Genomic DNA, 20,798 nt, shown 5'->3' with positions numbered 1-20,798 from the left:
GGCTTCATTGCTCGATGCCGGTGGCCGTGATCAGCGCCGGGTAGTGCCGCAGGCCCAGACGCTCGGCTAGGTCGTCGCCGGACACGTGCGCGAGGGGTACGCCGGGCACCAGGGCGCGCAGCCGCGCCAGGCCCTGCACGGTCTCGACGTTGACCACCAGACCGACCGCGCCACGCTCGCGCAGCGCGGTCGCCTGGCGGCGAAGCCAGGCATGGGACGCCTCGTCGTCACCGACGACCACGAAAGGCCGCAGGCCCGGAGCCTCGATCACCCGCCGCGCGACGGTGCCGGGCGTGAGCTTGGCGCTGTGCACCGGCAGCATCGCGGCCTCGTCCGCCGGCGTGGCGGGAACCTGGGGCGTCGGGATCGGCGGCCGGGCCGGCGCGTTGGCGCGCGGCTGAAGATTCAGGGCCTCGTAATACGGCAGTGCCGATGCGCCGCCACGGTCTTCGACCACGATCAGTGGCTCGCCGGCAAGCGAGGCCAGCGGCAGACCCGCCAGCAGCACGAGCAGGCCCCGTAAGGCCAGATGGAATGTCGTCATGGGGATGTCTCCTGGCGCGCGGCGAGGACCGCGGCGGTTGGGCGCGCGCCCTGCACGCGGGCAAGGTGGCGGGATACGCTGCGCCGGTAGCGGGCGGCAGGCTCACCCCCGGCAGGACGGTGGTAGCGGCCGATCGCCAGCAACCAGTCTTCGCCCGGGGTGTGCTGCTCGCGCAGGATCTCGGCGGCGATGGCGAGGTTCCGGTACGGGTCGAGCAAGTCGCAGGCGCTGGCGTAGCGGTGTTGGTGGTAGCCGAGGTTGATCTGGCCCAGGCCCGCGTCGATGCGCGTGTGCGGCGTGGAGCGCATCGCCCGCTGCAAGCTCGCGCAGGCGTCGGCACGGGTCGCATAGCGGCGCGATTGGCCGGCGACGTTGAGCGACCACGGCCACGGGACGATGCGCCCGTTGCGCCGGATGCCGCTCTCCTGCAAGGCCACGGCATAGAGCACCGTCGAGGGGATGCCTGCGCGCTGTGCGGCGAGCTGGTAGGCCGGTGGCGGAACCTCTTGCGCATGGGCCGCGCCGGCGTACAGGCCAGCGGCAAGCACCAGTGCGCGCAGCGATGCGACTACGGCTGGCGCTGCCATTGGCCGTTCACCTCGCGCACGACCGCGGGCAAGTCGCCGGGCAGGCCCAGCGACAGCCAGCGGCCGCCGTCGTGGTTGAGCGTGATGGTGCCGCGGCGCACGCGCGCCGGATCGACGTTCGCGCGTTTGGCCCAGTCGCGGATGCGCGCATCGTCCTGGCGGCTGCCGACCATGTACAGGTCGAACTCGGTTCCCGAGGATTGCAGGCGCTGTACGAGCTGGCCGCAGGCTTCGCAGCCGTCCTTGACGAACACCGCCGTGCGGCCGGAGCCGCGCGTGGCTCCCGCGACCGGCTTGTCGTCGGGCAAGTTCACCCGCTGCATGCCGGGGTTCAGACGCTGCCAGGCCTCGTCGTATGCCTTCTGGTAGGCGAGCAGCTTCTCGACGCGGCGCGCTTCGACCTGCACCTGCAGCTCTGCGTAACGGCGCCGTTCCTCGTCGGTGCGCGCCTCGATGCCCAGGGCCGACAACGGGTCCAGGTTGGGCGAGTAGATGCCCAGCGGCCCGTCCATCAGTTCGCGGTAGCGCGCCCACTCCTGCGGTTGCAGGCCCCAGTCGCTCGCCACCCGGTCGTCCAGAATGCGGGCGACAAGCGGGCGCTCCTGGCTTTGCGCATTGCGGGCGGGAGCCGTGGCGGGCTGCTGCGCCCAGGCGGGCCACTGGGTGGACGCCAGCAGGAGCGCGGAAAGGATGATCGATGGCTTCATGCGATCTGCTCCGGTCAGGGAATCGCCACGCGGCGGGTCTGGTCGCCGGCCTGGAACACCGCGGTGTTGCCCTCGACGGCCTGCAAGTGCCACGGGCCGACCGCATCGCCGGGTAGCAGCACCTGAAGCTGGTCGGGCGTGAAGTCGCCACTGCTCGGCGCGACGGACACGCTGCGCTCGCCGGCACGCAGTTCGGCACCGACGATGCGGAACGGGAGCGGCGGCGGTTCGGGCTTGGCGGCGGGCTTGTTGCTGGTGCGCGGCTGGGCGGGTGCAGCGGCGCGCGCAGCGGTCTGCCGCGCCTTGACTTGCTCGACTTCGGCGCGCAGTGCCTGAAGGTCGTCGGCAGCGGCATAGGCGCTCAGCGATTTCTCGACCTGGGCCGCGCGTGCTTCCAGGATTTGACGGGTGTCTTTGAGGTCTGCCGCCGTGGCGACGGCCGGACGCTGCTGGATGGCCTCGACGGTCTCGGCCAGGCCCGTCGCCTGCGCTTCGAGGCGTTGCAGGCGGGAATCGAGGCGCTCCTGGTCGGCCTGGTCGTTCATGGCCTGGTAGCCGAGGGCCACGAAGACACTGAGGCCGAACAGCCAGAGCCACATCAGGCTCTGCACCACCACGGCGGCGGTTGAACGCTGGGCGGGTTGCGGGGCGTTCATGGCTGGCCTCCCGATACCGCGGGCGCCAGCGGGAACGTCTGCACCGCCTCGGTGGCGGGCGGTGCGGGTGCGTTGTCGGCGGCCATGCTGTCGCCAGGCCGCTCGAAGCAGATTTGCCGTGCGCGGTCATCCGCGTGCAGTTCCCAGGCCGGGCCAGCCAAGGTGAGCAGCGCATCGCGCAAGGTCATGGGGCCGAGATGCAGGTGCGCCGCCGGCAGCGGCAGTGCGTACAGCTCGATCACCGCGCGCGCCGTCTGGCACAGGCCGTAGCCGCTGCGCTTGAGGACATGCCGCAGCCCGTCGCCGACCGTGGCGCGGGCATCCTCGGGCATGGCGACATCGATGGTCTGCAACAGCAGGTCGCGCTGCGCTGCCGTGGGTGCCAGTTCCACGAGGGTGTAGCGGCCGTAGCGCACGACGGGGATGTACTCGGGCGCCTCGGGTGCGGGCGCGGCCGAGACTTCCTCGATGGTGTCGGGCGCGACCGGCGCGGTCGTCGCGCAGCCGCCAGCCAGCACCGACCAAAGCAGGCCGAGAAATCCCGCCAGCAGGCGGCGTTCGGGATGGTGGAACCAGGGTGGAGAGGGGCACATGGCGCGTCGTCCTGAAACATCGAGCCATCACCTTCGTCCCTCGGGCCAAGAGCGGCAGCAAACAATGCGAATCAGGCAGCGCCCGATTTCCCGACAGCCTCCCTCCAAAGAAAAAGGCCCCCGAAGGGGCCAGTGAAAACGCATCGGGCTTCGCCCGATCAATCCCGAGCCAGCTTCAGGCCGGGATCGACCTGTGCCAGTTGGGTGTGCGACCAGCAGCGCACGAACTGGCCGTTCTCACCGAGCGGCCGGTTCGCCACCGCCGCCGAATACTCTTCGGTGTCGCTGGTGTCGTAGCAGATGACCTTGATCTCGCCGCTGTCGCAGCGGATGGAGTGGATCTGGCCGTCGGTCATATCGATCACGACGACCTGCGGGACAAGGCCCAGTTCGCGGGCGGCCGACAGGATGGGGCCGTATTCGGCAGTGTCGAAGCAGACGAACGGCCCTTCGTAGCGGGCTTCCTCGGCCAAGTCCCTGGCCTTGTCGTAGTGGATACCCAGGTCGTATTCCTCCTGGGTGATCCTGACCTTGAAGATCGGCATGTCGGGACCACCGGAGGCATCGACGCAGGCGACCGCGATTTGCATCTCGATCTCGCTGCCGTCGGCAGGTTCGGTCGAGGGGATGACGGCTCGGCCCGTGGGGGCGTCGTCGTCCATGCCCATGCGCTCGCGCATTTCGTCGGCGAATGCCTCGGGGGCCATCAGGCCATAGCGCGCCAGGCGCACGGGGATGTCCTCTGCACTGAGGTTGCCGTCCTCGATGCGCTGCTGCATGAAGGCGGCGATCTCGGCTTCCAGTGTTTCGTGGTCGGCCGCCGAGGGCACCTCGGACACATCGATCGACCAGGTGTCCACTTCCGCGGCGGTATCGCCGCTCAGCAGACCCTCGCCGATGGCGAGTTCGCACATGCGTTCCAGCCGTGCCAGCAATTCCGACGCGGCCTCGCCGTTGAGCAGATAGGTCACGTCCAGCGTCAGGCGCGCATTGACGGTTTCGGGCGTGGCTTGGGTAGTAGCGTTCATGGAAATCTCCTTGGGATGAAAAAAGAGCAGCTACGCCCACGGTTCCCGTGGACGTGGCTGCAAGGTGGGAACAACGGAAAGCCGGCGGCGCGAGGCCGGCGTTGGCGTGGGGATCAGGCGGCGACCAGTTGCCGGGCCAGTGCGACCTCGACGGAATCACCGTCCTGGTTGAGCACATCCAGCCCGGATTCGGGTACATCGCCGGACGTGCTTTGGGACACGAGGATCTTCTTGGCCATCAGCGCGAGGCACGCCATCTGCGAAGAGGCGGCGTACCCCAGGTAGATCACCTTCACGGCGAGCTTCTGGCCGATCCGCCACGAGCGGCGCGCGGCCTGCTGCAGCGTGTACACGTTCCACCCCGATTGCAGGAACACGATCGTGGGGAATTCGAGCAAGTCCAACCCGGTCTTGACGAGTTCGGGGTTCGTGATGAGCACGTCGATGCCCCGGTCGATCTGCTCGGCAATCCAGTCCTCGCGCTGGCTGGCATCCACGCTTGCGCGCAGCACCGCCACCTTGAAGCCTTCCTGCTCCAGCAGCATCTTCAGCCGGCTCGTGGTGTCCCGCGTGCCGGTATAGACCGAATACACCAGGGTCTTGCGACCCGCTTCCTTCTCCTCGCGGCAGATGTTGATCAGTTCGCGTTCCTTGGGCATCACCTCCAGCTCGTTGAACTGAGCCGGTGTGAATGCCAGCACCTCGCGCGTGCGCGGATGGCGGACCGTCTCTGCCCTGAAGCAGCAGTCGGGCCACGCCAGCAGCGTGTTGAGAACCACGCCCAGCAAAGTGGTGTCCCGCTTGCGCAAGGCCTCCTTGAGCTGTTGCGTCAGGCTGGAAGCCAGCTTCTGATACGCCTCGCCTTGCTCGGCGCTCATCGCCACGTCCCGGAACTCCTCGTCATACGGTGGCAGAACACCGCCGATGTCTCGCAGCTTCAGGAAGATGGTGTACGGCAGGATGCACCGCAGCACGCCCTTGGGGCCGAAGCCGGGGGCCTTGACCGTTCTGACCGTGACCTTGCTGCCTTTGGCCGTCTTGTGCGCCGGACCGTCGGACTCGGAGTAGATGTCCTTGAGGACGCCGTGATCCCTCATAAAGGCCATGGCGGCGGCGTTCATGCTGCCGTTGCGGCCGGGGATGTAGCCGTCCTCGATCATGCGGCCCGGAAGCGCGCGGAACAGCAGGTGGAAAAGATCGTCGGCGTAGCCGCCCATCAGCGTGCCGGTGAGCGAGACCGTCTTGCGGACCTTGGACGCGATGACGCCCATGGCCTGGCCTTGCGCCGAACCGCCCGTCTTGTACTCGTGGGCCTCGTCTGCGATGAGCAAGTCGAACGTGCTGCGCGGCAGATACCGCTTCACATATTCGCTGGGTTGGTAGCCGCCTTCACCGAAGCCGAACTCCATGTTCGCCATGGCCCGCTCCATGCGGTGCGCTTGGCGGTCGCTGAAGACCAACTTCCCGCTCGCGTCCATCAGGTTGATGAAGTTGTGCAGGTTGTCGCCGAGCATCGAGGCCAGGAAGCTGTCCCCGAAGGTCTTCATCAGCTTCTGCGCGGTGGCTTCGCCGATGGTGGGAATACGCTTCAAGGCACGCAGCACAGCCGAGGACTGGTCGCTGCCGGACAGTGACCGCGGACGCATCAGCGTCCACAGCGCGCCGCCGCAGCCATTGCACTTGCGGCGGAACTCTTCCGCCTCCAGCTCCTGAGCATTGATCGGCTCGCCGTCGAGGTTGGTGACGACCTCCCCGCAGTGCGGGCACGCCCCTACGTCGCCGTGACGGGTGTGCTTGCGCGCGAAGGCGGGCTTCCAGTGAAAGCCCATCCTCATGCGGACACGACCGAGAACGAAAAACTCCTGCGCCGGCGAAGGCACGCCAAGCTGCTCGCGCAACTTGATCAGTTTGAGCAGCGTGTCCGGGCCATTGAGCACCCAGACCTTTGCGCCCGCGACGGTTTCGAGGATTTCCCGGCGCCACTTGTAAACGAGGTGCGGCGGGCTCAGGACGAGTGTGCGGCGATAGCCTTCGGCATGCAGGACCGCGGCCAGCGCAATGCCGATCGTGGTCTTGCCGGTGCCCATCTCGCCGTTGACGAAAACGGCCCGCTCGCCCTGGTTGACGAGCAGTTCCGAGGCCGCATGCACGACCTCGGCCTGGGCGGGGAACAACTGGCGTTTCAGCCCGGCCAGCACCAGTTGCCGGTGCGGGCGCGGTGTGCCGCTATAGACGGGCGGGTTCGCCCGATTGAGGGATTCCAGCAGCTCGTCCCCGAACTCGGAAACGAAGTCCTGAAGGCTCATGGACAGTTCGGACGGTTCCTGTTCGAGCAGGTCGTCCATCTCGGACGAGGGGTCAGCGGCCGGGGCCGCGTCGATGACTTGTGCGTTCATGGTGATGCTCCGAAAGAAGAACGGGGCATGCACCACTCCCCAAGGGGCGGTGACATGCCCCAGGGGTGGGAAGGAAAGACCGGCCGGATTCGGGATCTGGCCGGTGATGACGACGATCAGTACTCGCTGGGCAGCAGCACCGTGGTGACGCTGCGATCCCATTCGGTGATGACCCAGACCTTCAGGCTCGGGCCGACCTCATAGGCAGAGAACAGGCGGGCCTCACCCGACTTCAGCGCGGCGTCGTTCTGGCGCCGGTCGCTGTCGTCGAGGTCGCCCCAGTCGGCAGACAGATGCCGCAACAGGTACGGACGGGGATTGAGCTGGCCTTGTTGAACCAGGCTGGCGACGCCCGAGGTCATGACGACCTGGCCGGGGTTGAACCTGGGAAAAGCGTGTTGGGCAACGGTGGACATGGAGATGGCTCCTTCAGGAAAAGAGGCACCTCGCCCCGTCGGGGCGAGAAACCCCGGTGGGTGGAAAGAAAACGCGCCGCGGCTGCGGACGCTGGACGATCAGTTCACGGCCCCTTCTTCGGGCAGTTGCACGACCGTGGTGCGCTGGTCGTCACTGGTGATGACGAGCAGGAACAGCTTCGGTGTGATCTGGAAGCGCGACGTCATGGGAGCGCTTTGCTCCAGCGCGACGTCGTTCAACTGGCACTCGGCCTCACTGGCCTCGCCCCAGTCGCCGCGCACATGGCGCTGCACATAAGGCAAAGGGTCGATGAGGCTCTTGCTTGCCAGCCAATGCACCTTCTCACTCAGCTTGAGCGTGCCCGGTGCGAAGAGTGGTGGAACCTTGGGCTTGCGCCCCTGGAAGATGGACAGCATGGGGATACTCCTTACAGGTGATGAACAACAGGCGGCAAGCCGCCTGCGGGGTCAGTGGATGGTGAGAACCTGTCCCAGCGTGGAAGAGCTGGGTGTGAGGTCCCAGGCCCGAATCACCGGCACGAACTTGTCCGTCAGGATTCGGGTCTCGGCCAAGGAGCCGTCGTCGCGCTCGCGGTATTCCACGGCGGAAGACTTCTGCTTGAACGTGTCGCCCTTGACGGCCAGGGTGCGGCCGGTGGGCGACTGCACGACACCGGAGATCGCGCCGGCCGCGAGGGCCAGTGCCAGGTGCCACTGGGACAAGGCGCGTGCCGGAGCACGCAAGGTCTGCTGGGTCGCGCCCAGATGGGTCTCGAACGCAGGCCACAGGCCTTTGAGGCGCCGCACTTCGTCGGCGAACTGCTCCGGTTCCATGCTGATCCGGTAGAAATACTCCGGCTCGGCCTGGGCCGTGGGGACCACATACGGCAGCAGCGTCCATTCGGGCGGCAATTCTTCCGCCTCCTGTTCGCCCAGGCCGATTTGCAGCAGCCGGGCGCGGGACGCTTTCACGTCATCGCCCGCCTGGTCGCGCTGCCGGACACGACGCCCGAACACCACGACCTGCTTGAACTGCTTGTCCACCGCCTGGAACACGGACAGGTCCGTGAAATGGCGTGTCAGCCAGCCGACCATCTCCTGATCCAGCACGTAGGACGGCAGGATGAAGACCAGGATGCCGCCGTACTGCAACAGGGGCAGCGTGCGCTGGTAGAAGAGCTTTTCCAGCCGGGCGCGGCCCTTGCCTTCGTAGCCCAGGTTGCCGCTGGTGTCCCTTGCGAGATCGCCATACGGCGGGTTGAGCCACAGGAGGCCGAAGGCCTGCCGCGAGATCATGGTGTCCATCAGGTCACCGTGGATGCAGTGATCGACCAGCAGCCGGGCGTGGGTGGCCCGCTCCTGGTCGAACTCGACGGCATAGGCGCTGGCCAGCTCAGGCCCGAGGGCCTGGGCGGCTTCGGCGATGGCAACGCCTTCGCCTGCGCAGGGGTCAAGAATGCACATCGACCCGTCACCGGATGCCAGTGCGCCGAGGGTTCTTTCAAGGGTGGCTTCGTCGGTCGGGTAGTACCCGTTCTTGGCGAAATTCCGAGCGAGCCTGGGGAACATGAGTGCCATGGGAAGTCTCCTGTCTGGTTGGGATGAAGGACGGAAGCACGCCAAGGCATGCCTCCGCGTTGGGTCAAACCGATTCCACTTCCGGCGTCCAAATCCTGGCCGGATAGGGATAGGCGGTGAGCACGCCCTGGCGGATGAGGTCGCCCAGCGCTTCGGTGAGCGCGGGCACGTCGATGGCGAGCCGGAACCCTTGCAGCGGCCCGAGGGCCATGCGCAGGGAGCACAGCATTTCGCGCTCGCGCAGCAGCGCCAGGACTGGCGTTTGCCAGTGGTCCAGCAGCGGCAGCGGGCATGTGTCCTTGACCAGGTGCCACAGGCGTGACGTTGGATCGGCCGCGGAGCGCGGCAACAGCGCCAAGGCGCTGGCCGAACTCTTGTCGGGCCGGATGCAGCGCCGGTCGAACAGCCAGAGATTGACCATCGAGCCGAACAGCGTGCGGCGATAGCTGCGGGTCAGGCGCTTTTCAAGGCGCTCGACCGAGCCGACGAACACGGGCAGCGAACCGCCCTGGTCGGTGACGACGTGGAACTGGTCCAGGCCGTCCTCGCTGCGGCCCAGGGTGAGCCGCCCGATGAACTGCTGGATGGCGGTGTCGCGCGCCCAGACCGAGAGAAAGATCAAGTCGCCCTGGTTCCCGCAAACGCAGGCATCGGCCATGAGGTCGCTGCATTCGTCGATGCGGTACAGGGGCTGGTCGGATGAAGTTGCAGGCATGGTGGTTTCCTCGATGTGAGGGGCGCACCGCCCGCAGGGGCAGTGAATGCCCCGTTAGGGATGAAAACGCGCAGCGCCAGGGCGAATGCCTCGGCTGCGTCGCAGGTGACGTCAGGCGCTCAGTTCGGTGAACGAACCATCGGCCTCATGCTTGACGACGCGATTGCTGACGTTCCCCGCGTAGTCCTTCTGGACTTCGGTGAACATGCTGCTCGGCACGTCGATGTGGAAATGGCCCAGGACCGCACGGTAGTAGTCCAGGCCGTGGCCGAACGGGTCTTCCTCGTGCAGGTTGCTGTACAGGAAATCCTCGTCCTCGACCTTCATGGTGCTGTCGATCAGCTCGGCAGGCTTGCGGATCGTCATGAAGAAATAGCGCAGTGGCCGATCCCAGCCGAGCATGACCGTGATGGGAAGTCCCTTGTGATGGGTCTCGAAGTAGTGCTGGCTCATGGTGGTGTCCTTGGATGAGCTGGAACAGCACCGCCCGCGTGGGCAAGTGCTGCCCTGGCGGGTGGAAGGAAGAGATTCAGGCCGTCAGCGCCGTAGCGGATGCCAGGGCGGCGGTCGGGGTACGCCGTCGTGCGTGGTAGGCGCGAACGCCTGCACGCCAGTCGGCGGACTGCTCCGGTGCGAGATCCAGATAGGACAGCGGGCACGAGTAGTAGTACGGGTGCATGGATTCGTCCAGCGGCTTGTAGCCCCACTGGCCGCCGCTGCATTCGAGCAGGTCGCAGCGGATGTAGCGCAGGGACTGGCCCTGCGAGAGATCACGATGCACGCCTTCGACCTTGGCAGTCATTTCGATCACGGACCACAGCACGTTGCCGCGCAGGGTGTGGGCGATGACCTTCGCGCTGACGCGCTCGGTCTCCTGGGGTGCGACCAGTTCCGCGATCAGGTCGGATCGCGATTGGGAAGAGAAATACCAGCCCATGAGAGGCCTCCTGAAAAGTGGAGCCGGAGGCCTCCCCGTGGGGAAGACACCCAGCGGGTGATGGAATGCCGCGCGTGCGGCGATGGATTTCGGTGCGGACTAGGAACCGCAACCGGCTGGGCAACAACCCAGCGTGATCCCGTGCGAGCAGCAGCCGTTTTCGGCGAGCCACTCTTGGGTTTCCTGCCGTTCGGCAGGTGTTGCGTAGTCCCATTCCTCGGTAGCGATTTCCAGGGCATGGGCGCGCTGGCTTTCCGGCAACCGACTGACTTGCGCGTCGATCTCGGAACTGAAAAGCGTGACCCAGTGTTCCCAGGCCAAGCCGCAACCACGCTGGGCGTGCTCGGCAGCCGTCTTGCAGACAGCCTGCCACGCGGGTTCGTCCAGCGTAGAACGGGGGGTATCGCAAGCGATGGTGGACATGATGGAGACCTCCAGAAAAATGCCGGAGCCTCCCCCGCATGGGGAAGGAACCCCGGCGGGCGGATGAAGAACACCGCAGATGCGGCGTTTGCGATCACGCAGGTTCCAGTGCGGCCTGACGGCTCCACTCCTGCGTCTGGTACTGGTGCTTGTAGCCCAGTTGGCCCAGGCGGGCGACCTGCGCGCGCAAGGTGCGCCGGTCAATGGTCGAATCCAGTCGGACGGATTCGCCCAGTGGCCACAGGATGCCGAACAGTGCGGCGTCGCCATCTTCGGCGCTGCCGGTGGCAGCAGCCGCAGCGGGCGTCGGCGCATCCACACCGAAGGGCGTGGTATCGACCAGCGGGTCCGCGGATGCCTGCACGGGTGCGGGCTTGGCGGGTTTGGACGTTCTGGCGGGCTTGGCCGGCGTTGCCGCTGGCTGCGCTCCCAGCTCTTCATCGAGCGGATCGATTTCCTGGGTGGCGAAGCTGCGGGCCTCGTCACGGCTCAGTTTTTCGATGCCGTTGAGCGTCATGCCATCGAGGTTGGCGCGGACTTCAAACCGTGCGCCACCCGCGACCGGATAGGACTTCGCGAAGATGTAGCGGATGACGAACTCCCCGTCGTACTTGCCTTCGGGGTACTGCTCCAGCTCCGCGTCCTTGATGGCGAACTCGCCGATGGGGGTGGTCAGGCGACCGACCGTGAACGGGCCGTTCTTGCCGCGGATGGTCCGCAATGTGAGCTGACCCGGGACGACGATGGGCAGGACTGATCTCGCAGGTGCCGATGTGGCTGCCATGATGGTTCTCCTTGGGAAATAGGAAAAAGCAAGGCCCCGTGAGGGGCCATGCCGGATCAGAACGACTCGGCCATCGCCGGCTCCTGCTCCTCGACTTCTTCTGCGGGCTCGCGCTCGGCGGGATCGACAGGTTGGTCGGCAGCGGTGTCGGCGGCAACCTCGGCTTCGGGCGCGGGTGCGTCCTCGGCCTGCGGCGCCTCGGCTTGCGCCTGGCTCGGCGAATAGACCGTCTTGCCGTCGATCTTGATGAGACCGATGTGGATCAGCGTCGATTCCAGGCTCGCTCCCGGTTCCCCGGCGCGCTCGCCCTTGGTGCGGATGTACGGATCGATCTTCATGTCGTTCAACTTGAAGCCGATCAGCACCTTGCGATCCCCTTCGATGGCCTGCACGCACCGGCGTACCAGGTGCTCGGCCTCGGGGGTGGTGACGATGGTGTCGAAGTACCGATATTCCGGTTCACCGACAGGCCCGGCCAGTGCCGCGACGCAGCACGACAGGAACGGATCGCCATCCTTGGGGGTGATGTCTTTCGGACGGCTGAGGTAGCCGATGCCGCGCGTGATCAGCTCGTGCTGCCTGATCGAAGCCAGTTCGGCCCGGTCAAGCGGCTCGGCCTTGAGCAGACGCGCCTTGAGACTGGCGCCCGGCTTGCCGGCGTGCTGGCCCTTGTCACGAATGTACGCATCGCCCCAGAGGTCTCCGAGGCGGAAGCGCACCAGCGGGCGCTGCTTGGGATCGTCAACGCCGATGTAGCGCTCGACCAGCTTCTTGGCATCCGCACCGGACACCTTGACGTCGAAGTAGCGGTAGGTCGGGTCCTTGGCGGAACCGACCAGTGCGGCGATCGTGCATGCGATGAAAGGCTGTGCGCGGCGGCCGCCCCGAACGGGAACCTCGCGGGCACGCTGGATATATCCGATGCCCGAGGTATGGATGTCGAAATACGATTTCTCGTTGGACGTGGTGTTCATGGTGAATCTCCATTGGGATGAAGCGGAGACACACCGGCCCACGCATGCGGGGAAAGGTGCGTAACCCCGCGGTGGGTTGATAAGGCGAAAGCATCCGCCACCAAGACTGGTGGCCGCTCGCGGACGGATGCGGTGCGAGCTGGGTGATCAACGCGGTGGAACCGCGCCGTAGCCTTGAAGATCGTGGCTACCTGGGATGCTGCTGACGGCTGTCAGCGAGGCATGGGGGCAGCATGGGCGGGGTTCGCGCGCGCGGCAGCAATCAATCGGCATCCGGGCGTTTCCCTTTGTCCGCGCCGCCTGGCGCCTGCCACAGGCACTTGGGGCCGCGCAGGTGCTCGGGGGTGTCAGCGCGGCGACGGCTGGGGCGGCTCCAGGCGCCGCCGCCGCGCGTGCCGACCAGCCGCCAGCCGGCGGCGCGCAGGCTGGCACCGCCTTCCTCGGGCAAGAGTAGGTGATCAGCCGCGTGTAGCCCAGTGCCTTGGCCGCCTTCCAGGCGGCGCCGTAGAGCTTGCTGCAGGCGTTCGGTGCGCCGTTGGTGCAGAGCCTGGTGACTTCGAGGGTCCAGCCGTCGTCCAGGTGACGGGCGACCGGGCGGCCGACGATGGCCACGCCGCAGATGCCGTCGCTGCCGGGCAGCGCGACCGCGATGGCGAACTTCGCCCCTTGAACCGACCGGTGGTGGCGGTGGTGCTCCGAAGGCATTGGCACAGCGCAAGGACACCGGCAGCAGGTGCAGCGATGGCGAGGACGGTGGCTTGCCCATGCGCATCAGTCGCCGCAGAAGCAGGCGATCGGCTCCTCGGCTGCATCGAACAAGTCGCCCTGATCGGCAGCGAAGCGCGCCAGGTCGGCGTAGCTCGGGCCATCGGCGCGGAACCGGGCGCCGCTGGGCTTGCTCGCCAGGTTCAGTGACTCCATGCGAACCCACCACACGGCGGCCTCGGGCCGCGCCTTAATGAGGGCCAGGCGCTGCCCGCGAGGCTTCAGGAAACACAGGTCGCAGTTGCCTTCGAGCGTGCGCCCGTTGACCGTCAGCAGGTCGAGGTCGAACGGCTGCGCCTGCCAGAAGGCGCCCACGTCGCGCACGGTGACGCCGGCGTCCGCCAGCGGCATGCACATGGTCTCGTGGGTCGATTCGGTGGAGTGTCCGCGCGCGCGAATCTTGGCGACGCGGCGCTGTTCGTCGGCGCGGATGCCGATCATCTGGTCCCAGTCCGTCCAGCCCAGATGCCGCAGGTAGCGGTGCATCGGGCGAATCTTCAGGCTGGTCGTGCAGCCGCGCGCGACGGGATTGGGCAGGTACTGGCGCTTGCGGATCAGCGCCTCGAACGGCTCGCCCTGGCGGCTGGCCCGGTCGAAGTCCACCAGCGTGAAACCCGGCTCGATGGACAGGTATTCCAGCCAGTGGATCGGCACCCGCCAGTGCTCGGCGCAGTCGCGCACGAAGCGCAGGGTCGCTTCCACTTCCTTGTCGGTGTTGGCGAAGCAGACCACGGTGTCGGCAGGCAGGCCGCCATTGGCCTGCAACACGCGCCAGAGCATGTAGGCGCTGGTGCGCCCGCCCGAGAAGCTGATGCAGGTCGGCTGGGTGATCTTGAACGGGTCGTGCATGCGGTCGTCTCCGTGGGAATGTCGGCGGGCATGCCGACGAGGCGGGCCAAGGCGGCCGGAGACGAGCGCGCACACGCAGCAATGGCCGCGGTGCGGAGAAAAGAAAGCCCCCATGAAGGGGGCCATGAGGGGACGGGAGTAGCCGCGCTACGCCGATGGCACCACCTCCAGCGACAGGTGCGTCGTGGTGGCGGACAGCATCAGATCGTCCGTGCCGTGCAGGATGCGTGCGAAGACGCCTTCCTTCGGGTCGAAGAATTCGCCGAAGTCGTCGCCGCCCAGCTCGGCGCGCGCCAGTTCCCACCAGTCATCGAACGGGTCGGTATCCGGGTTGCAGCCGACGGCATAGGCCAGCAGCTTCACGCGGCCATCTGGACGGCGCTCTCCCTGCTCGGCGAGGAAGTACACGCCCTGGTCCTTGGCGAGGACGACGCGGCATTGGTTGGCGACGGCCTCGGCTAGCACGGGGCGCAGGTCGGAGCCTTTGAATCGCAGTGACATGGTTGATCTCCTGAAGAAAAAGGCCCTCCACCTGAACGGATGGAAGGCCTGCGGGGCAAGTCGCCGGTAGGCTGCGGACTCAGCCGTAGTGCTGCCGGGCGTCCTGCCATGTGACGAAGCGTGCATCCCGGCCGACCGAGACTGGAAGCTCTGCGTCCAAGGCCTCTTCGAGCGAGAAGTGCGTTGCCTGGTCGAACTGGACCCAGCCGAACTCGTTGGACCAGAAACCGGCGCTGTCGCTGGTGGCCGACTCGTTGGGCGAATACACCACCCAGCAGTCATTTGCCTCGGACGTCATGCTGCAACTGCCTGACGGCGCCGGGAAGCCTTGGCATCGATCACGCTCACGTCGATCAGGCGCCAGCGCCCGTCGTCGATAAGCCGCTCCAACACTTCACCGAGCATGTCGAAATACACCTCGTCGTGCCGATCGACCAGTTCGCCGTCGTGATGTAGTTCCACCACGTAGGTGTCGCCCGCGCGGTCGTACAGGATCGTCACCCGGCCCTCGAACTTCGCGGTCGAGACCGTGAAGCTGATCGCCGGAGGCGTTTCGATGATCTTGGACGGCGTGGGATCGACGCAGGTGAAGTCGCGGGCGCCCGCATCGACCAGCATGTGGGTGATGCGACGGAACCCGTCGGGTGCCGGCATTTCTTCCAACTGCTGGATGAGCTGCCCCAGTTCCATGCACTGCGGCTCGGGAATGGGCAGCTTGGCGGGCGCGGAGCCGAGGATGTGCCTGGTGATGGTGTAGGGAACACCGTCCGCGGTCTTCTCGGTGATTACTTCCGGGGTGTCCGCGCGCAGGCCGTCAAAGCGGCGGCGGGCATACGGTTGGACATGTACCTTGGCGCCTTCGCTGGGAACGGTAGTCACCAGGTGGGGATCGAGCACCGCGAACTCGCTGGGCTTGAGCTTGACGACGATGGCGTCGTCGTTGGCCGCGACCACCTTGCCGTCGAAGGGCTGGGGATCGAACGCAAATCCCAGTGACGAGGGTTGCGGCAAGCCGTCGTACACGCGGTAGCTGTAGGTGCGCACGTTGCGGGGCACATGGCCTGCGACAAGCGAAGGCATCAGAGTTTTGACGAGAGAGCGATCCATGGGAATCTCCTTGAAGAAGAACAAGGGATTCCCCGCCCGCAAGGGAGAGGTCCCTTGTGGGTGGATGGACGCGGCGCGTCCGTAGGAAGAAACGACCAGCACGGTTTCCCGCGCGTGCAGCCTTGAAGGTCTCGGCTGCCTGGGCATGTGCCGGCAACGCCGACGAACATGGGGCAAGGATGGCCCTGGACCGGGCTACCCGCCCGCATGAAACGGCACCGCGCCGCACCCGGTTTCTGGCGCTGCGGGCAAGAAAAAGCCCCTCGAAAGGGGCTGGTTGGGTCAGGCTTCGTACACGAAGTAGTGCTCGCGCTGACGCGGGAAGAAGACATGCTTCCACGTGTCGCCGCTGGTGTTACCACCGTCGAACACGACCATTTCGTAGTCGTCGATGTCGGTGTCTGCCAAGTCGGCGCTGGCGATATGGCGCATGTGCAGCGTGCCGTGCGTGCGCTCGAATACCAGGATCTGGCCGATGGCATCGTCCTGGCTCATGGCGTTGACGCAGGCTCCGAGCTGGTGCTCGAAGTCGGGTGCGCGCGAGATGAGGTCGGGGAACATGAGGTTGCTCCTATGAAATGGACCAGCCCGGCTCCTGGGGGAGACGGGCTGGCATGGAGAAACAATGAGGAAGGCCGGCGTGTCGCGCGGCTGCTAGGACTCGGCCAGCGGCAGGCCCAGCAGCGCGGGTGCGTCGGCATCGAAGATGAGGATGCGCACATCGGCTTGGCCGGCCAGTTCAAGGATGTTTGCCAGGTCGTCCGGCATGCCCTTGTTCCGGTGCTCCTGCCGAAGCTGCTCGGCGGTGATGCCCTCGGCGTGCTCCAGGTTCTGATCCGTCCAGGGCGTGGAGATCAGCTTGACGCCGATCGCCGGGCTGTACGGCACACGGAAGGCGATGAACAGCATGGCCTCCGGCGTAGCGATGTCCGCCAGGTCGGCGAGGTAGTGCCAGGTATCGACCGTGATGTGCTCACGGCTGATCTCCCAGCACCGGCTGTAGTAGCCGGTCTCGAAACTCAGGCGCTGCACCACTTCCCGCGCTGCCTCGGCCGAATAGGCATCGCCGACGTGGACTGGGCGGCCGTCGAAGTCCTCGCCATGGATGGCATAGACCACGGCACCAATCACGCCTTCGCCGCTGACGCCTTCACCAGCATCGCATTCGGCCAGCACTTCGTCGCTCAAGGGTTCAGGGCCATTGCTGATCACGGCGAAATCGTTGGTGACGATGCAGGACGATGAAACCAGTTCTTCGTCGGAAAGGAATTGCTGGCTCGCGTGGATGTTGCGCCAAACATGCGGGCTTCCATCGTCGTAGCTGATGCACAGCGTGCGGACGATTTTCAGATTCCAGTAGCCGCGAAGGAAGGGATTAGGATTCTGGGACATGGGATCTCTCCAGATTGAATAATGGAGCCAATCCCCGCCACCGGGAATTGGACCCGGTGGGTTGAAAAATGGAAAAAGCGTCAGGAAGTGCCGACCATGGCGTTGTCAGCACTGCGCTGGACTACGGGAAATAAATGAGGGGCACGGCCTCGTGGGCGCGTGCCCCTCGTGGGGAGTGAACGAAGACGTGGTGGTGTGCCGGAGACCGGCTCACCAGCCGTTGTAGTTCACGAGCAGGTCGGCGAGGACCTTGCGGCGTTGCAGGTCGAGACCGTCGAAGTCCGACAGCCCGTGGAAGTGGCAGCGCTTGAGCATGGCACCGCCCTCGCGCGCGTTGTAGAAGCTGACCATAGCGGACAGGAACATGCGTTCGCCGCTGCTCAGGACGCCGAGGGCATCGTTGAGCCGCAGCATGTTGGGACGCAGATCCCACTTGCTCGTGGCCTGGTTCAGACCTTCACGGGTGCCGTCGCCGAACCACTCGGGGCCAGCGATCTCGACGCCGCGCTTCCATGCCTCGAAGAAGGCTTGGGGCGCGGCAGCGAAATGCTGTTCTTCCCGCATGATCTGATCGACGACTTCCCGCGGCAGTAGCTGGTTCATGACGTGATTCCTCCAGTTGGATCAGGGAATGGCGAGCTGGGACCAGCCGCCTCTTTCGAGGGCACGCCGGGCCGCGGCGTAGCTGCGGAAGTACTCGCGGGATTCCCGCGAAACGGGACCTTCGGTATCGCGCGTGCCGATGTAGTGGCCGGCGGCGCTTTGCAGGACTTCGAGCGGCAGGAACTTGCCGCAGTAGGTCGAGGCCAATTGCCCGAAGGTTTGGCCGAAAGAGGCTTGCTGGGACATGGACGGGCTCCTTGGAAAAGCGGGGCCTCGTCCCTCACGGGATGGCAGCTCCCGCACGCGGTTGATAAAAAGCATCAGCGTCACGAGGACGCGCGTCCGCGGAATTGATGCGATGCGGACTGGCGGGCAACGCGGGAGAGACCCGCGGCAGCCTGGAACCCTGGCTGCTGGCATGTGCTGACCGGAATCAGCGAACATGCGGGCAGCTTCGTGCGCGGGCCGCGTCGCGTTAGTTGGAAAACGGCATCCGGTCCAGCCCCGATTGATAGGCACGGGGAAAAGAAAAAGCCCCGCACGAGTGCAGGGCTGTCAGGAGGGTGCGATGGTGCTGGGTCAGTCGGCCTTGTCGCCCAGCACATGCTGCTTCCACAGGTCGAATGCCTGCTCGGGCGCAAGCTCGGCGAGGATGACGATGGGCTGGGCCTGCCGGGCGCGCAGCGAAGCGAAGTACGCTTTGCGGTCGGCGATGGCCTTGAGCTTGATGCCCTTGATGAACAGCAGTTTGCCGTCCTTGATGAAAAGCACCTTGTTGGCGATGTCGCGGTTGAACGCGGCTCGCACCTTGCGTTCCGCGTGCATGGCATCGGCCAGTTCATCGACCAGGAAGTCGAGCGTCATGTCGATGTAGTGAGGGTCTTCGCCCTCCTGGCCGAGGTGGAGCGGCGCAGGCGGCAGGCCCTTGGCGAAGGCTTCGGCCTGCGCCAGCAGCGCCACCTTGCCGCTGAGCGCACGCAGGAACGTCGAGCCGCCGTGGCCGTCGTTGCGGGCCTCGGCGATGGGAGTGCCGTCGAACACGACGGTGGCGCTGAAGCACATCGTTTCCTCGCTGGCGAAATCTGCCACCTTGAGGTTCTTCAGCGTGATGCGGTCTTGCTTGGTGATGTTGTCCATGGGAAGTCCTGAAATCGACCGGGTGGCGACATGCCCCTGACGGGACGTGGCGGCCATCCCGTGGGTTGGAGAAAAGAGGCATCGATGCCCCGGTGGGCAGCGTTCGCCGGTGAGATGCCGAGGCGAACTGGCGGGTGGCGCGGGGGGAACCCACGGCAGCCTTGACACCCTGGCTGCGGGCTGCTGCCGATACGTCGGCAATGCAGGAGGGAGAATGGCGCGGCCCGCAGGCTGCGTCGCCGATCAATCCGAAGCGGTCGAGCCCGTCTTGTGCAGGCACTGCACCAGGCGCTGGCCCAGCCATGCCATGCACGGGACGGCCATGGAGTTGCCGATTGCTTTGTAGCGCGGCGCATCCGCGGCGGGCTTGCCGCGGTAGGGGATCAGCGTGTAGTCATCGGGCATGCCTTGCAGCCGCTCGCACTCCGTCGGCATCAGCCGCCGCACCCGCCAGTGCGACCAGTCGCCGGGGCCGGGGTCGTTCCAGTCGTAGCGGAAATGCGCCTCGAAGTCGGGGGCCAGCACATGGGGCTTGTCCGCGCCGCCGCCGCTGGTACGCAGTGTGGCCGCTACGCTGCCGCCCAGCTCCGCTGCAAGGCCCTGCTCGCGGCCGCGCAGAGACACGCAGGCCACCATCGGCACGCCGTAGCCCGGCTTGCCGTTGGACAGCACGGTGCAAGCCACCTGGCCATGGCCCGACTCGAAGCGCACTTCACCACGGTTGTTCTGCGCGAAAGCGATGGCGGGTACGACACCGGCGTTCGCATGGCTGTTGCGATGCCCGCCGGCGCGCAGCTGTAAAAACGCAGAAGTGGATGTCCCGCCGCAACACTGGGCGTCCCTGAGTTTGCTCAGTTGTGATGTCCCCGCTATCGCGATGGGCAGCAAGAAGGCGAGCGGTGCGCTCCTCAGGGTCTGTGAAGGGCGCACACTAGGGGTCCCGCCGCAACGCCTCCGGACCGAGTGGTCCCGTCTGAAGCCTACGAGGCGGCGACTGAAATCCTGCGGACCGCCGCCAAGCCATTCGCGCTGGCGCATGTGTTGGCTCTCTCTCCTCCATTACACCGTGTGGCCGTAAAGGCGTAGGCGTCGGACCGGTGTGGCCGGGCGGTCGGGTGTTGTGGTAGTTGGACTGCGTGAACTCCCAAGCCGACAACTTTGACGACGACCAGGAAGCGACCGCCGAGGGCATTGCCGACATTGAGGCAGGCCGGACTATCAGCCACGAGGCTGTGAAAGCCTGGCTATTGTCGTGGGGAACGCCGAACGAACTGCCGCCCCCCAAGGTTGGCGATTAGCTGACGGCAACATCGGAAGGCATGTCGCTGAGCTACCCTTTTGGCGGCCCCCAAGCACCTCATGCGACCCCTTTTGGCGTAGGCCGATGCGAGCGTCTCCTTGGAGGCATCGCATGCAGCAAGGCACATTATTCACCCGGCGGACGGTCGAGCGACATTTTCGCAAACATCAAGCTCGCTGCCCGCCGGAATACCGCGAGATCCTCATCGAACGGATTCTGGCCAAACGGTGGACAGAAGCCTCGCTAGGCAAGGTCGTCGGCATTGTGGCCTCAACCTTCGCCCGCCACCAACTTACCGACTACGATCGACTTTTGGCGATCTCCGGTATGGCTCGCGCCGAGGCGCGGTTAATTGTCAGCCGCGAAGTAAGCGACATTCTAGAAAGCTGGCGCAGCACCGCGCTCCCCTAGCCAAATCGGTGGAGCGAGCCGCGCGCACGCTTATCCGCCGGTGCATGGCTATGCACCCCCGCCCCGTCCCAGCGCCCAATGCGCTAGGAGTAGCTTAAGCACTCCGCTGGCATCGTCGAGACATGGATGCCGTCGCTGCAACTCGCGACTAGGAGCTCGGATCTCAGGACGAAGGTCTCCGCGAATGTCCGGTCGATCCGCGCGACGTCCCAGGCGGGCGTTCCCTTGGCGGACATCCACGCCGCAGCGTCGTGCATCAGCCGCACAACCTCGTCGATATCACCCGAGCAGGCGACCCGAACGTTCGGAGGCTCCTCGCTGTCCATTCGCTCCCCTGGCGCGGTATGAACCGCCGCCTCATAGTGCAGTTTGATCCTGACGAGCCCAGCATGTCT

The 20,798-nt window shown here is 65.9% G+C and carries 27 protein-coding genes and 2 pseudogenes; 1 reads left to right on the top strand and 28 read right to left on the bottom strand.

Going from position 1 to position 20,798, the window contains the following annotated elements; translation table 11 throughout:
* Positions 1-4: 4 nt before the first annotated feature.
* From WCE05_RS16000 to WCE05_RS15870, 27 genes and pseudogenes are all read right to left on the bottom strand, one after another.
* On the bottom strand, positions 5-544 hold the full coding sequence (locus tag WCE05_RS16000; protein ID WP_022580328.1) for an integrating conjugative element protein: 540 nt from the start codon (positions 542-544) through the stop codon (positions 5-7).
* Positions 541-1,131 carry a transglycosylase SLT domain-containing protein gene (locus WCE05_RS15995; RefSeq protein ID WP_022580327.1) on the bottom strand — a complete coding sequence of 197 codons (591 nt, stop codon included), beginning with the start codon at positions 1,129-1,131 and terminating at the stop codon, positions 541-543. The genes WCE05_RS16000 and WCE05_RS15995 overlap by 4 nt, the downstream gene beginning before the upstream one ends.
* Positions 1,113-1,838 (bottom strand): TIGR03759 family integrating conjugative element protein, encoded by a 726-nt coding sequence (locus tag WCE05_RS15990; protein ID WP_022580326.1) that lies wholly within the window; start codon positions 1,836-1,838, stop codon positions 1,113-1,115. The genes WCE05_RS15995 and WCE05_RS15990 overlap by 19 nt, the downstream gene beginning before the upstream one ends.
* A 14-nt stretch (positions 1,839-1,852) precedes the next feature.
* The gene (locus WCE05_RS15985; protein ID WP_022580325.1) at positions 1,853-2,494 is read right to left on the bottom strand and encodes a hypothetical protein; all 642 of its coding nucleotides are present in this window, start codon (positions 2,492-2,494) and stop codon (positions 1,853-1,855) included.
* Entirely contained in the window at positions 2,491-3,087 is a 597-nt protein-coding gene (locus WCE05_RS15980) for a PilL N-terminal domain-containing protein (protein WP_021264225.1), read from the bottom strand. Before WCE05_RS15980 ends, WCE05_RS15985 begins: the two co-directional genes overlap by 4 nt.
* Positions 3,088-3,245: 158 nt before the next feature.
* Positions 3,246-4,115 (bottom strand): hypothetical protein, encoded by an 870-nt coding sequence (locus WCE05_RS15975; protein WP_021264226.1) that lies wholly within the window; start codon positions 4,113-4,115, stop codon positions 3,246-3,248.
* 113 nt (positions 4,116-4,228) lie between these two features.
* Positions 4,229-6,511, bottom strand: coding sequence for a helicase-related protein (locus tag WCE05_RS15970; protein WP_021264227.1), 2,283 nt, complete (start codon positions 6,509-6,511; stop codon positions 4,229-4,231).
* A gap of 116 nt (positions 6,512-6,627) precedes the next feature.
* Positions 6,628-6,927 carry a hypothetical protein gene (locus tag WCE05_RS15965; protein WP_021264228.1) on the bottom strand — a complete coding sequence of 100 codons (300 nt, stop codon included), beginning with the start codon at positions 6,925-6,927 and terminating at the stop codon, positions 6,628-6,630.
* 99 nt (positions 6,928-7,026) lie between these two features.
* Positions 7,027-7,344, bottom strand: a complete 318-nt coding sequence (locus tag WCE05_RS15960) for a hypothetical protein (protein ID WP_021264229.1) — start codon at positions 7,342-7,344, stop codon at positions 7,027-7,029.
* A 51-nt stretch (positions 7,345-7,395) separates the two neighbouring features.
* Positions 7,396-8,505, bottom strand: a complete 1,110-nt coding sequence (locus WCE05_RS15955; RefSeq protein ID WP_021264230.1) for a DUF6094 domain-containing protein — start codon at positions 8,503-8,505, stop codon at positions 7,396-7,398.
* A 64-nt stretch (positions 8,506-8,569) separates the two neighbouring features.
* Entirely contained in the window at positions 8,570-9,220 is a 651-nt protein-coding gene (locus tag WCE05_RS15950) for a hypothetical protein (protein WP_021264231.1), read from the bottom strand.
* A gap of 111 nt (positions 9,221-9,331) precedes the next feature.
* A complete protein-coding gene (locus WCE05_RS15945) occupies positions 9,332-9,673 on the bottom strand; it encodes a hypothetical protein (protein WP_021264232.1) in 342 nt (113 codons plus the stop codon).
* A gap of 76 nt (positions 9,674-9,749) precedes the next feature.
* Complete coding sequence (locus WCE05_RS15940) at positions 9,750-10,157, bottom strand: hypothetical protein (protein ID WP_021264233.1); 408 nt, start codon at positions 10,155-10,157, stop codon at positions 9,750-9,752.
* Between the two features lie 99 nt (positions 10,158-10,256).
* Positions 10,257-10,580, bottom strand: coding sequence for a hypothetical protein (locus WCE05_RS15935; RefSeq protein WP_021264234.1), 324 nt, complete (start codon positions 10,578-10,580; stop codon positions 10,257-10,259).
* 94 nt (positions 10,581-10,674) lie between these two features.
* Entirely contained in the window at positions 10,675-11,364 is a 690-nt protein-coding gene (locus WCE05_RS15930) for a DUF3275 family protein (protein WP_023434798.1), read from the bottom strand.
* A 56-nt stretch (positions 11,365-11,420) separates the two neighbouring features.
* Positions 11,421-12,338, bottom strand: a complete 918-nt coding sequence (locus tag WCE05_RS15925; protein ID WP_022580324.1) for a DUF3577 domain-containing protein — start codon at positions 12,336-12,338, stop codon at positions 11,421-11,423.
* A gap of 147 nt (positions 12,339-12,485) precedes the next feature.
* A complete protein-coding gene (locus tag WCE05_RS15920; protein WP_349814390.1) occupies positions 12,486-13,043 on the bottom strand; it encodes an XF1762 family protein in 558 nt (185 codons plus the stop codon).
* A gap of 66 nt (positions 13,044-13,109) precedes the next feature.
* Positions 13,110-13,952, bottom strand: coding sequence for a phosphoadenosine phosphosulfate reductase family protein (locus WCE05_RS15915; RefSeq protein WP_021264237.1), 843 nt, complete (start codon positions 13,950-13,952; stop codon positions 13,110-13,112).
* Between the two features lie 147 nt (positions 13,953-14,099).
* The gene (locus WCE05_RS15910) at positions 14,100-14,453 is read right to left on the bottom strand and encodes a DUF3085 domain-containing protein (protein ID WP_021264238.1); all 354 of its coding nucleotides are present in this window, start codon (positions 14,451-14,453) and stop codon (positions 14,100-14,102) included.
* Between the two features lie 79 nt (positions 14,454-14,532).
* Complete coding sequence (locus tag WCE05_RS15905; RefSeq protein ID WP_021264239.1) at positions 14,533-14,751, bottom strand: hypothetical protein; 219 nt, start codon at positions 14,749-14,751, stop codon at positions 14,533-14,535.
* Positions 14,748-15,560, bottom strand: coding sequence for a hypothetical protein (locus tag WCE05_RS15900; RefSeq protein ID WP_021264240.1), 813 nt, complete (start codon positions 15,558-15,560; stop codon positions 14,748-14,750). Before WCE05_RS15900 ends, WCE05_RS15905 begins: the two co-directional genes overlap by 4 nt.
* Before the next feature lie 282 nt (positions 15,561-15,842).
* Positions 15,843-16,121 carry a hypothetical protein gene (locus tag WCE05_RS15895; protein WP_021264241.1) on the bottom strand — a complete coding sequence of 93 codons (279 nt, stop codon included), beginning with the start codon at positions 16,119-16,121 and terminating at the stop codon, positions 15,843-15,845.
* Positions 16,122-16,214: 93 nt separating this feature from the next.
* Positions 16,215-16,952, bottom strand: coding sequence for a hypothetical protein (locus WCE05_RS15890; RefSeq protein WP_021264242.1), 738 nt, complete (start codon positions 16,950-16,952; stop codon positions 16,215-16,217).
* 210 nt (positions 16,953-17,162) lie between these two features.
* Complete coding sequence (locus tag WCE05_RS15885) at positions 17,163-17,555, bottom strand: hypothetical protein (protein WP_021264243.1); 393 nt, start codon at positions 17,553-17,555, stop codon at positions 17,163-17,165.
* 21 nt (positions 17,556-17,576) lie between these two features.
* Positions 17,577-17,801: a hypothetical protein gene (locus WCE05_RS15880; RefSeq protein ID WP_021264244.1), complete on the bottom strand. Its 225-nt coding sequence runs from the start codon at positions 17,799-17,801 to the stop codon at positions 17,577-17,579.
* 333 nt (positions 17,802-18,134) lie between these two features.
* Complete coding sequence (locus WCE05_RS15875) at positions 18,135-18,692, bottom strand: hypothetical protein (protein ID WP_021264245.1); 558 nt, start codon at positions 18,690-18,692, stop codon at positions 18,135-18,137.
* Between the two features lie 243 nt (positions 18,693-18,935).
* Positions 18,936-19,487, bottom strand: a pseudogene (locus tag WCE05_RS15870) (DNA cytosine methyltransferase); the annotation flags it as partial.
* 616 nt (positions 19,488-20,103) lie between these two features.
* Between WCE05_RS15870 and WCE05_RS15865 the strand changes: the two are divergent.
* On the top strand, positions 20,104-20,403 hold the full coding sequence (locus WCE05_RS15865; RefSeq protein ID WP_001183923.1) for a DUF2293 domain-containing protein: 300 nt from the start codon (positions 20,104-20,106) through the stop codon (positions 20,401-20,403).
* A gap of 125 nt (positions 20,404-20,528) precedes the next feature.
* Here the strand turns inward: WCE05_RS15865 and WCE05_RS15860 are convergent.
* Positions 20,529-20,729, bottom strand: a pseudogene (locus WCE05_RS15860) (GNAT family N-acetyltransferase); the annotation flags it as partial.
* Positions 20,730-20,798: the final 69 nt, after the last annotated feature.

It is taken from the genome of Pseudomonas sp. I2 (assembly GCF_040984075.1).
GTDB classification, from domain to species: domain Bacteria; phylum Pseudomonadota; class Gammaproteobacteria; order Pseudomonadales; family Pseudomonadaceae; genus Aquipseudomonas; species Aquipseudomonas guariconensis_B.
Note: the sequence above shows the minus strand (reverse complement) of the source record. Positions and strands in the feature narration are given on the sequence as shown.

What these genes read in the sequence shown, in the direction of transcription:
- WCE05_RS15965 (WP_021264228.1), bottom strand. Translation starts at nt 6,927, where the DNA reads ATGTCCACCGTTGCCCAACACGCTTTTCCCAGGTTCAACCCCGGCCAG.
- WCE05_RS15950 (WP_021264231.1), bottom strand. Translation starts at nt 9,220, where the DNA reads ATGCCTGCAACTTCATCCGACCAGCCCCTGTACCGCATCGACGAATGC.
- WCE05_RS15910 (WP_021264238.1), bottom strand. Translation starts at nt 14,453, where the DNA reads ATGTCACTGCGATTCAAAGGCTCCGACCTGCGCCCCGTGCTAGCCGAG.
- WCE05_RS15900 (WP_021264240.1), bottom strand. Translation starts at nt 15,560, where the DNA reads ATGGATCGCTCTCTCGTCAAAACTCTGATGCCTTCGCTTGTCGCAGGC.
- WCE05_RS15995 (WP_022580327.1), bottom strand. Translation starts at nt 1,131, where the DNA reads ATGGCAGCGCCAGCCGTAGTCGCATCGCTGCGCGCACTGGTGCTTGCC.
- WCE05_RS15960 (WP_021264229.1), bottom strand. Translation starts at nt 7,344, where the DNA reads ATGCTGTCCATCTTCCAGGGGCGCAAGCCCAAGGTTCCACCACTCTTC.
- WCE05_RS15985 (WP_022580325.1), bottom strand. Translation starts at nt 2,494, where the DNA reads ATGAACGCCCCGCAACCCGCCCAGCGTTCAACCGCCGCCGTGGTGGTG.
- WCE05_RS15975 (WP_021264226.1), bottom strand. Translation starts at nt 4,115, where the DNA reads ATGAACGCTACTACCCAAGCCACGCCCGAAACCGTCAATGCGCGCCTG.
- WCE05_RS15945 (WP_021264232.1), bottom strand. Translation starts at nt 9,673, where the DNA reads ATGAGCCAGCACTACTTCGAGACCCATCACAAGGGACTTCCCATCACG.
- WCE05_RS15865 (WP_001183923.1), top strand. Translation starts at nt 20,104, where the DNA reads ATGCAGCAAGGCACATTATTCACCCGGCGGACGGTCGAGCGACATTTT.
- WCE05_RS15935 (WP_021264234.1), bottom strand. Translation starts at nt 10,580, where the DNA reads ATGTCCACCATCGCTTGCGATACCCCCCGTTCTACGCTGGACGAACCC.
- WCE05_RS15885 (WP_021264243.1), bottom strand. Translation starts at nt 17,555, where the DNA reads ATGAACCAGCTACTGCCGCGGGAAGTCGTCGATCAGATCATGCGGGAA.
- WCE05_RS15890 (WP_021264242.1), bottom strand. Translation starts at nt 16,952, where the DNA reads ATGTCCCAGAATCCTAATCCCTTCCTTCGCGGCTACTGGAATCTGAAA.
- WCE05_RS15915 (WP_021264237.1), bottom strand. Translation starts at nt 13,952, where the DNA reads ATGCACGACCCGTTCAAGATCACCCAGCCGACCTGCATCAGCTTCTCG.
- WCE05_RS15895 (WP_021264241.1), bottom strand. Translation starts at nt 16,121, where the DNA reads ATGTTCCCCGACCTCATCTCGCGCGCACCCGACTTCGAGCACCAGCTC.
- WCE05_RS16000 (WP_022580328.1), bottom strand. Translation starts at nt 544, where the DNA reads ATGACGACATTCCATCTGGCCTTACGGGGCCTGCTCGTGCTGCTGGCG.
- WCE05_RS15880 (WP_021264244.1), bottom strand. Translation starts at nt 17,801, where the DNA reads ATGTCCCAGCAAGCCTCTTTCGGCCAAACCTTCGGGCAATTGGCCTCG.
- WCE05_RS15925 (WP_022580324.1), bottom strand. Translation starts at nt 12,338, where the DNA reads ATGAACACCACGTCCAACGAGAAATCGTATTTCGACATCCATACCTCG.
- WCE05_RS15990 (WP_022580326.1), bottom strand. Translation starts at nt 1,838, where the DNA reads ATGAAGCCATCGATCATCCTTTCCGCGCTCCTGCTGGCGTCCACCCAG.
- WCE05_RS15980 (WP_021264225.1), bottom strand. Translation starts at nt 3,087, where the DNA reads ATGTGCCCCTCTCCACCCTGGTTCCACCATCCCGAACGCCGCCTGCTG.
- WCE05_RS15955 (WP_021264230.1), bottom strand. Translation starts at nt 8,505, where the DNA reads ATGGCACTCATGTTCCCCAGGCTCGCTCGGAATTTCGCCAAGAACGGG.
- WCE05_RS15920 (WP_349814390.1), bottom strand. Translation starts at nt 13,043, where the DNA reads ATGCCTTCGGAGCACCACCGCCACCACCGGTCGGTTCAAGGGGCGAAG.
- WCE05_RS15940 (WP_021264233.1), bottom strand. Translation starts at nt 10,157, where the DNA reads ATGGGCTGGTATTTCTCTTCCCAATCGCGATCCGACCTGATCGCGGAA.
- WCE05_RS15875 (WP_021264245.1), bottom strand. Translation starts at nt 18,692, where the DNA reads ATGGACAACATCACCAAGCAAGACCGCATCACGCTGAAGAACCTCAAG.
- WCE05_RS15970 (WP_021264227.1), bottom strand. Translation starts at nt 6,511, where the DNA reads ATGAACGCACAAGTCATCGACGCGGCCCCGGCCGCTGACCCCTCGTCC.
- WCE05_RS15930 (WP_023434798.1), bottom strand. Translation starts at nt 11,364, where the DNA reads ATGGCAGCCACATCGGCACCTGCGAGATCAGTCCTGCCCATCGTCGTC.
- WCE05_RS15905 (WP_021264239.1), bottom strand. Translation starts at nt 14,751, where the DNA reads ATGACGTCCGAGGCAAATGACTGCTGGGTGGTGTATTCGCCCAACGAG.